The organism is Roseateles sp. FW301-B2, assembly GCF_058788955.1.
Map to the genome: position 1 here is coordinate 20,864 of NZ_JBYTBE010000029.1, position 13,040 is coordinate 33,903.

12 protein-coding genes are annotated in these 13,040 nt (G+C 69.6%); 3 read left to right on the forward strand and 9 right to left on the reverse strand.

Annotated elements, in window-relative coordinates; translation table 11 throughout:
- Positions 1 to 56: 56 nt before the first annotated feature.
- Genes AC3WQY_RS18385 through AC3WQY_RS18405 form a run of 5 tightly spaced genes read right to left on the reverse strand, consistent with a single transcriptional unit; the run spans position 57 to position 5,196 of the window.
- Positions 57 to 689 (reverse strand): L-threonylcarbamoyladenylate synthase, encoded by a 633-nt coding sequence (locus AC3WQY_RS18385; protein ID WP_285231273.1) that lies wholly within the window; start codon positions 687 to 689, stop codon positions 57 to 59.
- A gap of 34 nt (positions 690 to 723) precedes the next feature.
- Positions 724 to 1,656 (reverse strand): DMT family transporter, encoded by a 933-nt coding sequence (locus AC3WQY_RS18390; protein ID WP_285231274.1) that lies wholly within the window; start codon positions 1,654 to 1,656, stop codon positions 724 to 726.
- Positions 1,653 to 2,528, reverse strand: a complete 876-nt coding sequence (locus tag AC3WQY_RS18395) for a 3',5'-nucleoside bisphosphate phosphatase (RefSeq protein WP_285231275.1) — start codon at positions 2,526 to 2,528, stop codon at positions 1,653 to 1,655. The genes AC3WQY_RS18390 and AC3WQY_RS18395 overlap by 4 nt, the downstream gene beginning before the upstream one ends.
- 23 nt (positions 2,529 to 2,551) lie before the next feature.
- Positions 2,552 to 4,273 (reverse strand): single-stranded-DNA-specific exonuclease RecJ, encoded by a 1,722-nt coding sequence (gene recJ, locus AC3WQY_RS18400; protein WP_492709938.1) that lies wholly within the window; start codon positions 4,271 to 4,273, stop codon positions 2,552 to 2,554.
- Positions 4,270 to 5,196, reverse strand: a complete 927-nt coding sequence (locus AC3WQY_RS18405; protein ID WP_492709939.1) for a hypothetical protein — start codon at positions 5,194 to 5,196, stop codon at positions 4,270 to 4,272. Before AC3WQY_RS18405 ends, recJ begins: the two co-directional genes overlap by 4 nt.
- 58 nt (positions 5,197 to 5,254) lie before the next feature.
- Between AC3WQY_RS18405 and AC3WQY_RS18410 the strand changes: the two genes are divergently transcribed.
- Together AC3WQY_RS18410 and ppk1 are read left to right on the forward strand one after the other, a co-directional pair.
- A complete protein-coding gene (locus AC3WQY_RS18410) occupies positions 5,255 to 6,112 on the forward strand; it encodes a UDP-2,3-diacylglucosamine diphosphatase (RefSeq protein ID WP_492709941.1) in 858 nt (285 codons plus the stop codon).
- A complete protein-coding gene (ppk1, locus tag AC3WQY_RS18415; protein WP_492709942.1) occupies positions 6,109 to 8,169 on the forward strand; it encodes a polyphosphate kinase 1 in 2,061 nt (686 codons plus the stop codon). The genes AC3WQY_RS18410 and ppk1 overlap by 4 nt, the downstream gene beginning before the upstream one ends.
- Positions 8,170 to 8,196: 27 nt before the next feature.
- On the opposite strand, the gene AC3WQY_RS18420 is transcribed toward ppk1, so the two are convergent.
- Positions 8,197 to 9,711 (reverse strand): Ppx/GppA phosphatase family protein, encoded by a 1,515-nt coding sequence (locus AC3WQY_RS18420; protein WP_285231279.1) that lies wholly within the window; start codon positions 9,709 to 9,711, stop codon positions 8,197 to 8,199.
- Between the two features lie 142 nt (positions 9,712 to 9,853).
- On the opposite strand from AC3WQY_RS18420, the gene AC3WQY_RS18425 reads away from it, so the two are divergent.
- A complete protein-coding gene (locus tag AC3WQY_RS18425) occupies positions 9,854 to 10,624 on the forward strand; it encodes a ZIP family metal transporter (protein WP_285231280.1) in 771 nt (256 codons plus the stop codon).
- A gap of 58 nt (positions 10,625 to 10,682) precedes the next feature.
- Here AC3WQY_RS18425 and AC3WQY_RS18430 read toward each other — a convergent pair whose 3' ends face one another.
- From AC3WQY_RS18430 to AC3WQY_RS18440, 3 genes are all read right to left on the reverse strand, one after another.
- Positions 10,683 to 11,117, reverse strand: a complete 435-nt coding sequence (locus AC3WQY_RS18430) for a universal stress protein (protein WP_285231281.1) — start codon at positions 11,115 to 11,117, stop codon at positions 10,683 to 10,685.
- 83 nt (positions 11,118 to 11,200) lie between these two features.
- The gene (locus AC3WQY_RS18435; protein ID WP_492709944.1) at positions 11,201 to 12,049 is read right to left on the reverse strand and encodes a sulfurtransferase; all 849 of its coding nucleotides are present in this window, start codon (positions 12,047 to 12,049) and stop codon (positions 11,201 to 11,203) included.
- 2 nt (positions 12,050 to 12,051) lie between these two features.
- Positions 12,052 to 12,960, reverse strand: a complete 909-nt coding sequence (locus tag AC3WQY_RS18440; RefSeq protein ID WP_492709946.1) for a DMT family transporter — start codon at positions 12,958 to 12,960, stop codon at positions 12,052 to 12,054.
- Positions 12,961 to 13,040: the final 80 nt, after the last annotated feature.

Here is a 13,040-nt window from a genome sequence, read left to right on the forward strand (position 1 = left end):
GCTCACCCCTGATCTGATGGCTATCGGCACGGTCTGCCGCGGCTTGAGGACAAAAGTCACGCTTCCTGCAAGCCCAGCGTGGCGGGGTCGCCGCGGCCGCGGCGTATCAGCTGGGCCTCGTCGGCGGTGAGGTCCACCACCGTGGTGGGCTGCAGGGGGCAGGCGCCGGCGTCGACGATCACCTGCAGCACGCGGTCGAAGCGCTCGCTGATCTCGCCGGCGTCATTCAGCGCCTCGCTCTCGCCGGGCGGGATCAGGGTGGTGGCCAGCAGCGGCTCGCCCATCAGGGCCAGCAGATCCTGGGTGACCTTGTGATCCGGCACGCGCAGGCCGATGGTGCGGCGCGAAGGGTGCGAGACGCGCCGCGGCACTTCCTTGGTGGCTTCCAGGATGAAGGTGAAGGGGCCAGGTGTTGCCAGCTTGAGCAGGCGGTACTGGCGGTTGTCGACGCGGGCGAAATTGGCCAGCTCGCTGAGATCGCGGCACAAGAGCGTGAGGTGATGCTTGTCGTCCACGCCGCGCACGCGGCGCAGCTGGTCGACGGCGGCCTTGTCGTCCAGCCGGCACACCAGCGCGTAGCTGGAGTCGGTCGGGATCGCACCGACGCCGCCGGACTGGAGGATTTGCGCGGCCTGCTTGAGGAAGCGCTGTTGCGGGTTCTCGGGGTGGACTTCGAAGAATTGCGCCATGGCTTATTGTTGACCAAGCCGAGGGCCCGGCGCATCAGTCGGCGATGGTGTCGGCGGTGACTGTGGCGGGCCGGGTACGCTGACGCACGTTCAGCCAGGCCGAGCTGGCGCCGCTGGCCGACACCACCGCCATGCCCAGCCAGGCATAGCCATCGGGCACATGGTCGAAGGCCAGCCAGCCGATCGCCGCCGCCACCGCGATCTGCACATAGACAAAAGGCATCAGCACGCCGGTGGGTGCCAGGCCCAGGGCCAGGATCAGCAGCAGGTGGCCCACCGTGCCGAGCGCGCCGATACCCAGCAGCAAGCCCCATTGCCAGGGCGGCGCGGCGCGCAGCGGCGCCATCACCTCGACAGGCCCCAGCGCCAGCAGCAGGCTCAGCAGCAGGGCGCCGGTGAGGCCGGTGTAGAAATGCGTGGTGTAGGGGTCTTCCAGCGAGGCCAGCTTGGCCGTCAGCACCTGGAAGCTGGCGTAGAAGCAGGCGCCGGCAAGCGGGAACAGCACCGCCCAGCCGAAGGTGCCGCTGCCCGGTCGGATCACGATCAGCGCGCCGGCGAAGCCGCCCACCACCAGGGCCCAGCGCAGCGGCGAGACATGCTCGTGCAGCAGGGTGGCGGCCAGCAGGGTGACGATCACCGGGGTGAGCATATTGATGGCGCTGAACTCGGCCACCGGCATCGCCTGCACGCCGTAGAAGCTCATCGCGCTGGTGGCCAGCAGCAGCAGGCCGCGCACCAGCTGGAAGCGCGGATGGGCGGCGCGCAGCCCCGCCAGCGAGCCCTGCCGGGCGGCGCGCCAGCCCAGCCAGGCCGCCATCACCAGGGCCTGCACGCTGTAGCGCGCCCACAGGATCAGCAGCACCGGCAGGAAGGCGCCGAGATAGCGGATCGTGCTGTCCATGCTGGCGAAGCAGCTCGCCATCAGGATGATCAGCGCAATGCCCAGGCCCGGGCGCTGTGCGTTCACGGGGCGGGGCGCTGCACGCGGTGTTGCAGCGCCTGCCAGACCGGCGTGAGGCGGCCGGAGAGATCGGGCAGGCGGCCCAGATCGGTGTGGCTCTCGGTGGGGCTGTGGAAGTCCGAGCCGCGCGAGGCCAGCAGGCCGAACTCCAGCGCCGTCTCGGTGTACTTCTGGGCCTCGGCGGCGGTGTGGCTGCCGGTCACCACCTCGATGCCGCGCCCGCCATGGGCGATGAATTCGGTGATGAGGGCGTATTCCTCGGTGGGCGTGAAGTCGTAGCGGCCCGGGTGGGCGATCACCGCCAAGCCCTCGGCCTCGTTGATCCAGCGCACCGCATCGCCCAGCGCGGCCCAGCGGTGCGGCACATAGCCGGGCTTGCCCTCGGTGAGGAAGCGGCGGAACACCTCGGAGACATCGCTGCAGACACCGCTGTCGACCAGGAAGCGCGCGAAATGGGTGCGCGAGATCAGCTCGGGGTTGCCCACATAGTGGCTGGCGCCCTCGAAGGCGCCCTTGATGCCCACCTGGGCCAGGCCGGCCGCCATCTCGCGGGCACGCGCCTCGCGGCCGCCGCGGGTGGCATGCAGGCCGGCCACCAGGGCGGCGTTCTGAGGGTCGAAACCCAGGCCGACGATGTGCACCACGCGCCCGGCAAAGCTCACCGAGATCTCGGTGCCGGTCAGATAGGGCAGGCCCAGCGCCAGCGCGGCATCGCGGGCGCGCGCCTGGCCGCCCACCTCGTCGTGATCGGTCAGCGCCCACAACTCCACGCCATTGGCCTTGGCGCGCGCGGCCAGCAGTTCGGGGCTCAGGGTGCCGTCGGAGACGACCGAGTGGCAGTGCAGATCGGCGTTGGTACAGGCATGCAGGGTAGTCACGCCCCGATTCTAGGTGGCGGGCCTCAGACGAGCGCCTCGACCACCATTTGGATGCGCTCCTGACCCTGGTATTCGTCCAGGCTCAGGCGGTAGGCCAGGCGTGCCTCGTCGGGCACCGGCTCGCTGCGGCCGAACCAGATCGCATCGCGCAGCAAGCCGCCCTGGCGCAGGCGCAGCTTCAGGTGCCGCTCGCCCACCAGGCGCTGCGAGACGATCTGCACCTGGTCGCAGAACAGCGGTGCCTCGAAGGCCTGGCCCCAGACCTGGGCATCGAGCTCGCGCACCGTGGCGGCGTTGAAGAGCTCGGGCGCCAGCGGGCCGTCGGTGCGCAGGGTGCGCGTGAGGGCCTGCTCATCCAGCCACTCGGCCGCGACCTGCTGGAAGGCACTGTTGAAGCGCTCGAAACCGTCGTCGGCCAGGGTGCAGCCGGCCGCCATCGCATGGCCGCCGAACTTCTTCAGCAGATCGGGATGGCGCTTGGTGATCAGGTCCAGCGCGTCGCGCAGATGGAAGCCGGGGATCGAACGCCCCGAGCCCTTCAGCTGGCCGTCGGCGCCGCGCGCGAACACGAAGGCGGGGCGGTGCACGCGGTCCTTCAGGCGCGAGGCGACGATGCCCACCACGCCCTCGTGGAAGGCGGGGTCGAAGATGGCCAGCGCGGCCGGGGCATCGCCGGCCGGCATGAGGGCCTCCAGCTGGGCCTCGGCCTGCTCGCGCATGCCGGCCTCGATCTCGCGGCGCTCGCGGTTGATGGCGTCCAGCAGCTTGGCGAGTTCGAGCGCGCGCGTGCTGTCATCGCAGAGCAGGCATTCGATGCCCACCGTCATGTCGGACAGGCGGCCGGCGGCATTGATGCGCGGGCCCAGCGCAAAGCCGAGGTCGAAGGCATTGGCGCGGCTGGCATCACGGCCCGCCGCGGTGAAGAGCGCGGCGATGCCCGGCTGCATGCGGCCGGCGCGCATGCGGCGCAGGCCCTGTGCCACCAGGCGCCGGTTGTTGGCATCGAGCTTCACCACATCGGCCACCGTGCCCAGCGCCACCAGGTCGAGCAGGCCATCCAACTTGGGTTGCGTGCTGGAATCAAATCGACCGCGCTTGCGCAACTCACCGCGCAGCGCCAGCAGCAGGTAAAAAGCCACGCCCACGCCCGCCAGGTTCTTGCTCGCGAACTCGCAGCCCGGCTGGTTGGGGTTGAGCATCGCGTGCGCCTCGGGCAGCAGCACCGTGCCGTCCACCAGGGCCGGCAGATGGTGGTCGGTCACCAGCACTTTCAGCCCGAGCGCGCGCGCATGCGCCACGCCGGCATGGCTGGCGATGCCGTTGTCCACCGTCATCAGAAGTTGCGGCCGCAGCGGCAGCGCCAGCTCGACGATGGTGGGCGTGAGGCCATAGCCATGCACGGCGCGGTCCGGCACCACATAGTGCAGGGTGTCGGGTCTTGCCCCCAGCAGGGCCAGGCCGCGCAGCGCCACGGCGCAGGCGGTGGCGCCGTCGCAGTCGTAGTCGGCCACGATGCAGATGTGCTCGCCGGCGAGCAGGCTGTCGGCCAGCAGGCCGGCGGCCTCGGCGATGCCCTTCAGGCCCTCGGGCGGCAGCAGCTTGGCAAGCCCGTCGTCCAGCTCCTCGGCCGAGCGCACGCCGCGCGCGGCGAACAGGCGCGCCAGCAAGGGCGAGATGCCGGCCTGCTCCAGCGCCCAGGCCTCGCGGGGCGGCACATCGCGGGTGACGAGGCGCGGCTGATTCATAAGGCCTCCAGTGTGAGAGCCGCGTCTGCGCTGGGCGGCAGCAGCGCCTGCCTGAGCTTGCGCCAGCCCTGGGCGGGCGTGCCGGCCCAGCTGCGTGCATGGCGCTCGCCACACAGGGTGAGGCGCACCGGCTGCGTGGCCGAGGCGCGCAGCAGCGCCGCCAGCGGGCCGGCGTCGAGCGCGCGCCAGGCCTCCATCCAGGCTGGCCAGTCGCCGCTCAGCAGCGGCTCGCGCAGGCCGAATTCCTGCTGCAGCTCGGCCGGCAAGACCTGGCCCCGGCCGATGCCGCAGCCGCTGATCCAGACCGAGTTCAGCGCCAGGGCGCCGCGCGCCTCGCGCGCGGCGTTGAGCGGCAGGCCGTGCAGCATCAGCTGGATCTCGTTCTGCAAGAGGCGCAGCGCGCGCGCCTCCGGCATCCAGCTGCTGACGCTGCGGTCCAGCACGCGCTCCAGGCTGGCGCTGGGCAGGGCGTCGAGGCTGGGATGGGCGACCAGCCATTGGTCGGGCGCCAGGAATTCGCAGGCCCAGCCCTCGTCGGCGGGGAACAGCGGTGCCAGGGCCGCGAAAAAGGCGCGCGCCTCGGCCTCGTCCAGGGCCAGATGGCGCGGGCCCAGGGCGGTGACCTGGTCGGTACCCACCGAGAGGTGCAGGGGCGTCAGCAGCGCCCAGGCCTGGCCGTCGCGCGGCCTCGTCTGTTCGCGCAGCCAGGCGGCGGTCGGCAGTGCGGTGGCGGCTGGCAAACCGCGCAAGCGGGCCAGCGCCAGCTCCTGGGCGGTGTGCAGGCTGTACTCATCCTCGCCCAGCAGTTCGGGCTCGGCGACCAGGCGCCCCAGCAGGGCAGAGAGATTGGGCAGGGTCAGTTCACGCAGGCAATGCCGCGCTTCCTCGCTCACGGCGCTGGCGTAGGGAATCATCAAATGCATGGGGGCATTATCCGGGCCGTCACCGGCGCGTCATGCCGGCTTGGCAAGCTTGCGGTCCATGCAGCCCGATTACGTGATGGCGCGCGTCGCCAGCCCCAGCGCCTTCATCGCCGAGCCGGCCGCGCCCGCCGACGCGGAAGAGGGGCGCTTGCGCTACCGCAGCGTCTGGATTTCCGATCTGCACCTGGGCACGCCCGGCTGCCAGGCCCGCGCCCTGCTGGAATTTCTGCGCACGGTGGAATGCGAGCAGCTCTTTCTGGTGGGCGACATCATCGACGGCTGGCAGCTGCGCCGCAGCTGGTACTGGCCGCAGACGCACAACGACGTGGTGCAGAAGCTGCTGCGCAAGGCGCGCAAGGGCTGTCGGGTGATCTTCATCCCGGGCAACCACGACGAGTTCGCGCGCAAATACCTGCAGCACAGCTTCGGTGGCATCGAGGTGGCCGAGGACTGGATCCACGAGACGGCGGATGGCCGCAAGCTCTGGATCACCCACGGCGACCTGTTCGACGGCGTGATCCAGTGCGCGCGCTGGCTCGCGCATCTGGGCGACAGCGCTTACGAATTCACCCTCAAGCTGAACCGGCACCTGAACTCGCTGCGCGCGCGCCTGGGCCTGCCCTACTGGAGCCTGTCCAAATACCTCAAGCTCAAGGTCAAGCGCGCGGTCAGCTATGTCTCCGACTTCGAGGTGGCGGTGGCGCGCGAGGCGCGCAAGCGCGGCGTGCAGGGCGTGGTGTGCGGCCATATCCACCATGCCGAGCTGCGCATGATCGACGGCATCCTCTACTGCAACGACGGCGACTGGGTGGAAAGCCTGACCGCCCTGGTCGAGCATGCCGATGGCGAGCTGGAGATCCTGGACTGGGCGGCCGTCACGAATTCGTCACGAGGCGTTCATAGAATCGGCGTATGACCCTGCCAGACGTCGCCTCGCTCAATCGCGAGCAGGCCATCCTCGAATTCAACAAACGTGTGCTGGCCCAGGCTGAACGCAGCGATGTACCGCTGCTGGAGCGGCTGCGCTATATCTGCATCGTCTCGTCCAATCTCGACGAGTTCTTCGAGGTGCGCTTCGCCGACATGCTGGACGCCGCGCGCGATCCGGTGAATGCGGTGAGCTCGCGCGACGTGGAGCGGGTGGCGCGTGCCGCCCATGACCTGATCGACGAGCAGTACGCGATCTTCAACGAGCAGGTGATGCCGGCGCTGCGCGAGGAGCGCATCGTCATCCTCAACCATGCCGATCGCAACGAGACCCAGCGCCACTGGGTGGCCAAGTTCTTCGAGCGCGAGGTGCGCCCGCTACTGGTGCCAGTGGGCCTGGACCCCGCCCATCCCTTTCCGCAGGTAGCCAACAAGTCGCTGCACTTCATTGCGCGGCTGTCGGGCAAGGACGCCTTCGGGCGCGACAACCGCATCGCCATCGTCAAGGTGCCGCGCGTGCTGCCGCGCGTCATCAAGCTGCCGGCCACCGTCAGCGAGGGCCAGCAGGCCTTTGTGCTGCTGACCAGCGTGATACGCGCGCATCTGGAGGAGCTGTTCCCGGGCCGCCATGTGGAGGCCTTCTCGCAGTTCCGCGTCACGCGCGACTCCGACCTGGAGGTCGACGAGGAGGAGGTGGCGAACCTGCGCCATGCGCTGCGCTCGGGCCTGACGACGCGCCACTTCGGCCGCGCAGTGCGGCTGGAGGTGGTGAACACCTGCCCGGCCGAGCTCTCCAACTTCCTGCTCGAGCAGTTCGACATGCCGGCGGCGGCGCTCTACCACGTCAACGGCCCGGTGAACCTGGTGCGCCTGAATGAGCTGATCGACCAGTGCGATGCGCCCGAGCTGCGCTTCCTGCCGCACGAACCGGTCTGGCCGCAGGGCCGGCTGCCGCGCCAGAAGTCCATATTCCACCGCTTGCGCAAGGGCGATGTGCTGCTGCACCATCCCTTCGAGAGCTTCGAGCCGGTGGTGCAGTTCCTGCGCGAGGCGGTCGAGGACCCCGACGTGCTGGCCATCAAGCAGACGGTCTACCGCACCGGCAGCAAGTCCGAACTGATGGACCTGCTGATCGAGGCGGCGCGGCGCGGCAAGGAAGTGATGGTGGTGGTGGAGCTGAAGGCGCGCTTCGACGAAGAGGCCAATATCAACTGGGCCGAGCGCCTGGAGGCGGTGGGCGCTCAGGTGGTGTACGGCATCGTCGGCATGAAGACCCATGCCAAGCTCTTGCTGGTGACGCGCCGCGAGGTCGGCAAGCTGGGCAAGCCGGTGCTGCGCCGCTATGCCCATCTCTCCACCGGCAACTACAACCCCAAGACCGCGCGCCTCTATACCGATCTGGGCCACCTGACCGCCGACCCCGAGCTCACCGCCGACGCCGATCTGGTGTTCCGCGAGCTGGCCGCGCTCTCCAAGTTCAAGGCGCCCAAGCGCCTGCTGCTGGCGCCCTTCAATATGCACAGCCGCATGCTCGAGCACCTGGCACAGGTGGCGCGGGCGGCGCGCGCGGGGCAGCCGGCGCGCGTGGTGGTGAAGATCAATGCGCTCACCGATGCCGAGCTGATCGCGGGCCTGATCGCGGCCGGCCAGGCCGGCGCCAGGATCGACCTGATCGTGCGCGGCGCCTGCATGCTGCCGCCGGGCCTGCCCGGCCAGACCGACAACATCCTGGTGCGCTCGGTGGTGGGGCGCTTCCTCGAGCACACGCGCATCTGCTACTTCCGCTGGGGCGTCAGCGAAGCCGACGAAGTTTTGTATTTGTCCAGTGCGGATTGGATGAGCCGCAATATGTTCCGCCGCATCGAGGTGGCCTGGCCGGTGCTCGACCCGGCGCTGCGTCAGCGCGTCATCGACGAGGCGCTGATGCCCTATCTGCACGACAGCCTGGATGCCTGGCAGCTCGGCCCGGACGGGCACAGCCAGCGCGTCGCCGAGACGGGCGTGAGCGCGCAGCAGGCGCTGATGCGCCGCTATATCGCTGGTTGAGCGGCCGGCTGATCGGCAGCCGACCGCTCAGGCCTGCAGCGTCAGCTCGACCAGCTCGAGCTTGGACCAGGCCTGCAGCTCTTCCTGCATCAGGTAGAAGGCGCGCGGCTGTGCCGCGGCCCAGTCCCGGTCCAGCTGCACCCGCACGCGCCGGCCCTGGCGCTGCAGGCGCATGGAGCCCTCGGCGATGGCGCCGCGCGCATGGGCATGGATGACGGCCAGGCGCAGCGCCAGCACCTGCCACAGCAGGGTCTCGTCGCCGAGCTGCGGTTCCAGCTTGCGCAGGCCGCCGCGCTGGCCCAGGGCCAGATCGCCCAGGCGCTTGAGCTGGTTCTGCGAGAAGCCGCTGGCATCCACATGGGCGAGCAGGTAGGCGGTGTGGCGGTGGTGGTCGTGGTGCGAGACCATCATGCCCAGCTCATGCAGGGCGGCGGCCCAGCCCAGCTCGCGCTGCAGCTCGCGCGGCGCGCGCGGCTGCAGCTGCTTGTAGAGCGCCAGGGCCAGGTCTTGCACGCGGCCGGCCTGCTCGCGGTCCACGCCGAAGCGCCGCTGCAGCTCGGCCACCGACTGGTCGCGCATGTCGCGGCCCTGGGCCAGCTGGGCGGCCTCCAGGCGTTCCGCCAGATCGAAGATCACGCCCTGGCGCAGCGCGCCCTTGGCGGGCTGCAGGCGCTCGATGCCGAACTGCGTCAGCAGGGTGTAGAGGATGCACAGGCCGCCACCCACCACGGCGCGGCGGTCTTCTTTCAGCCCTGGCAGCTTGAGCTTGTCCATATGGCCCACCGCGATGCATTGCTCGATGCACCAGCGCAGCGCCTCGGGGGTGATGCTGCCATCGGTGACGCCGGTGGCGGCGAGGATCTGCGCCACCGCGCCGACCGTGCCGGAGGAGCCCAGCGCCTCCACCCAGGCGGGCTGGGCGAGCGGGCGCGAGAACTGGCTCAGTGCCTCTTCCAGCTCGGCGCCGGCGGCCACCTGGGCGGCACGGAAGGCCTCGGCGCTGAAGCGGCCCTCGGGAAAGAAGCGCATCGACAGGCTGACGCTGCCGACCTGGAAGGACTCGGCCTTCAGCGGCACGCGGCCATGGCCCAGGATCATTTCGGTGGAGCGGCCGCCGATGTCGATCACCAGGCGCGGCGTCTGCGAAGGCTGCAGCCGCGCCACCCCCGCAAAGATCAGGCGCGCTTCCTCGCGGCCCGAGATCACCTCGATCGGATGGCCCAGTACCGCCTGGGCACGCGCCAGAAAGCTGTTGCGGTTGCGCGCCTCGCGCAGCGTCTGCGTGGCCACCGCACGCACCCGGCCGGGCTCGAAGCCCTGCAGGCGCTGGGCAAAGCGGGCCAGGCAATCCAGGCCGCGCTGCATGGCCGCCTCGGTGAGCTCGCCGTTGGCGTCAAGACCTGCCCCCAGGCGCACCGTCTCCTTCAGGTATTCCTGGCGGCGGTAGTTGCTGCGGTTGAGCTGGGCAATCTCGAGCCTGAAGCTGTTGGAGCCCATGTCGATGGCGGCAAGGGCAGGGGGGGCGGTACGGGGCACGGTCATGGGCGGCGATTGTCGCCGCTGATTGCGTCAAATCACGCCGCCATGGGCGTCCTGCCACGAGGTCTTGACAGGTCTGCGAGAATCAAAGCCAACAAGTCTTCGCTGCCGGCGCACCATCGGGTGCGCCTTTTGTTTGCCATCCATGACCCTGCTCTATATCGTGCTCGCGACCCTGGCCGGCGGCCTGCTGTCGGTGCTCATCGCGGCCAGCCTGACGGTGGCGCTGCTGAGCCGCGTGGTCAAGCATCTGGTGAGCCTGTCGACCGGCGTGCTGCTGGCCACCGCGCTGCTGCATGTGCTGCCCGAGGCCTTCGAGAGCCAGGCCAGCCCGCACAGCCTGTTCCTGACGCTGCTGGGCGGCCTGATGTTCTTCTTCCTGCTGGAGAAGGCCGAGCTCTACCGCCATACCCACCACCACGAGGGCGACGGCCACCACCACCACCATCACTTCGATGAGGAACAGGCCGGGCGCGGCGGCCTGGCGGTGCTGGTGGGCGACAGCATCCACAATTTCTGCGATGGCATCATCATCGCCGCGGCCTTTCTGGCCGACCAGCACCTGGGCTGGATCACCGCGCTGGCCATCATCGCGCACGAGATCCCGCAGGAGGTGGGCGACTACATCGTGTTGCTGAACGCCGGTTTCTCGCGCGCCAAGGCGCTGCTGTTCAATGCCATCTCGGGCCTGGCGGCGGTGGCCGGCGGGGTGCTGGGCTACTTCCTGGTGGGGCCCTGGGAGCAGCTGTTCCCCTATCTGCTGGTGGCGGCCTCGAGCAGCTTTGTCTATGTGGCGGTGGCCGACCTGATCCCGCAGTTGCAGCGCCGCCTGCCCTGGCGCGAAACCGCGCTGCAGCTGCTGTGGCTGGCAGTGGGCATGGGCATCGTGGTGCTGGCGGTGGGCGGCCAGCACTGAATGAAAAAACGCCCCGGCCGCGAGGCACGGGGCGTTGGCGCTCGCGGGCGCTGAGGCGTCAGCGCACCACCAGCACCGGGATGGTGCTGTGGGTCAGCACCTTCTGGGTCTCGCTGCCCAGCAGCAGGGCCTGCACACCGCGACGGCCATGCGAGGCCATCACCACCAGGTCGCCGTCGACACGCTTGGCATGCTCGATGATGGCTTCCCAGGCGTGCAGGGCTTCGATGCTATGGGCCTCGCAGGGCACGCCGCCGGCTTCGGCCGCGGCCAGCACGCTCTTCAGGCGGCTCTGGGCAATGCGCTCCTGGGCGTCGAAGAACTCCTGCGGCGGGGTCGGCTGCATCTCGGAGACTGCGCTGTAGGGGAAGGGTTCCTTGACGCTCACGGCATAGAGCTTGGCGCCATGCACCTTGGCCAGCGCCACGGCGGTGCTGATGGCGTTGCTGGTGATGTCCGAGCCGTCGGTCGGGACGATGATGCGTTTGAACATGGCGGTCCTCCTGTCTCAGGGTGGGGTTTTGATGCGTCCAGTGTGGCGCCCTGATCTTCCGCCCGCCTTGCGCTATGTCAAGGCTAGCCTTGCGCCACCGGCCGCGAGGGGTCGGACGACCATTCGCTCCACGAGCCCGGGTAGAGCTGCGAGCCCGCCAGCCCGGCTACTTCCATTGCCAGCAGGTTGTGACAGGCGGTGACGCCCGAGCCGCACTGGTGCACCACGGCCTCGGCCGCATAGGGCGCGAGCAGGGGGGCGAACTCGGCGCGCAGGGTGTCGGCGCTCTTGAAACAGCCGTCGGCCTGCAGGTTGTCCTTGAAGAAGCGGTTGCTGGCGCCGGGGATATGGCCGGCTCGCGCATCCAGCGGCTCGACCTCGCCGCGGAAGCGCTCGCCGGCGCGCGCGTCGATCAGGCGCACCCGGCCAAGCTGGGCCTGCAGGGCCGCGGCGTCCAGCGCGGGAGCCAAGGAATCGCCCGCCACGAAGTGGCCGGCCGACGCCGGCACGACGGGCGCCTCGGTGCTGAGCGCGCCGCCGCTGGCCAGCCAGGCCGCCTTGCCGCCGTCCAGCACCGCCACGGCCTCATGGCCCAGCCAGCGCAACATCCACCAGAGCCGGGCGGCGTACATGCCGCCCTGGGCGTCGTAGGCCACCACCTGGGTCTGGGGCGTCAGGCCCAGCGCGGCCATGCGCGCGGCAAAGGCGCCGCGCTCGGGCAGGGGGTGGCGGCCATTGCTTCCCGTCTTGGCGCCGCTCAGCTCGCGATCCAGGTGCAGATAGTGGGCGCCGGGCAGATGGCCCTCGGCATGGCTGCGCTCGCCGGCGCCGGTGTCGGCGAGGTCGAAGCTGGCGTCCACGATCAGCAAGACCTGACCCTGTGCTTGCAGGGCGCGCAGCTCGCTGGCGCTGATGAGTGTGCGGTAGGGCATGTTCATGATTCGCTCACGGAATGTTGGCTGTCGATCGGTGTGCTGCGGGTGCGCAGCAGGGTGGCGGCCAGGCCGGCGGCAATGATGAGGGCGATGCCCAGCAGGGCGCTGGCCCCCAGCGCATCCTTGAACAGCAGCACGCCGTAAAGGGCCGAGAACACGATGCCCAGGTATTGCAGGCTGGCGTTCACCAGGGTCTTGCCGCGCCCGTAGGCACGCGTCATCAGCCATTGTGCCGTGGTGGCCAGCAGGCCCACGGCGAGCAGCAGGGTCAGGCCTTGCTGATCGTGGCCATGCCAGTCGCCCTGGCCGCCCAGTTTCAGCGCCAGCGTGCTGATGCAGCCCGCCAGCGCCCCGCCCAGCGAGAAGTAGAAGACGATGCGCACCTCGGGCTCGCCGGCCCGGCCCAGCGCGGTGACCTGCAGATAGGCCATCGCCGAGAGCATGCCCGAGAGCAGGCCGGCGATGCCATGCCAGGCCTGCTGCTGATCAATGGTGGGGCGCAGCACCAGGGCCACGCCGGCAAAGCCCAGCAGCACCGCGGCAACCAGGCGGCCATCGATGCGGGCGCTGCCCAGCATCACCGCGCCGCCGATCAGGAACAGCGCCATCCATACCGAGGACATGTAGTTGAGCGTCATCGCGGTGGCGAGCGGCAGCTTGCCGATCGAGTAGAACCACAGCGACAGCGCGATCACGCCCGAGAGGCTGCGCCAGAAATGCATCGCCGGCACCTGGGTGCGCAGGCTGATGCCCTGCTGCCAGGCCAGGCCCGCCATCACCAGGGTGCCGACCAGGCCGCGGTACATGACGATCTCGCCCGCGTCGTACTGGCCCGAGGCCAGCTTGACGCACACGCCCATGGAGGCGAACAAAAAGGTGGCAAGCACCATCATCAGGGAAGCGGGCATGGCCGGCATTCTCCACGCGGGCATGAAAAAACCGCCCGACCGATTTTTCGGTGGGGCGGTGTGTGGATGGCTTGCAAAGG

Coding starts and splice junctions, on each gene's coding strand:
- AC3WQY_RS18385 (WP_285231273.1), bottom strand. CDS start 689: ATGGCGCAATTCTTCGAAGTCCACCCCGAGAACCCGCAACAGCGCTTC.
- recJ (WP_492709938.1), bottom strand. CDS start 4,273: ATGAATCAGCCGCGCCTCGTCACCCGCGATGTGCCGCCCCGCGAGGCC.
- AC3WQY_RS18405 (WP_492709939.1), bottom strand. CDS start 5,196: ATGCATTTGATGATTCCCTACGCCAGCGCCGTGAGCGAGGAAGCGCGG.
- AC3WQY_RS18410 (WP_492709941.1), top strand. CDS start 5,255: ATGCAGCCCGATTACGTGATGGCGCGCGTCGCCAGCCCCAGCGCCTTC.
- ppk1 (WP_492709942.1), top strand. CDS start 6,109: ATGACCCTGCCAGACGTCGCCTCGCTCAATCGCGAGCAGGCCATCCTC.
- AC3WQY_RS18420 (WP_285231279.1), bottom strand. CDS start 9,711: ATGACCGTGCCCCGTACCGCCCCCCCTGCCCTTGCCGCCATCGACATG.
- AC3WQY_RS18425 (WP_285231280.1), top strand. CDS start 9,854: ATGACCCTGCTCTATATCGTGCTCGCGACCCTGGCCGGCGGCCTGCTG.
- AC3WQY_RS18430 (WP_285231281.1), bottom strand. CDS start 11,117: ATGTTCAAACGCATCATCGTCCCGACCGACGGCTCGGACATCACCAGC.
- AC3WQY_RS18435 (WP_492709944.1), bottom strand. CDS start 12,049: ATGCCCTACCGCACACTCATCAGCGCCAGCGAGCTGCGCGCCCTGCAA.
- AC3WQY_RS18440 (WP_492709946.1), bottom strand. CDS start 12,960: ATGCCCGCTTCCCTGATGATGGTGCTTGCCACCTTTTTGTTCGCCTCC.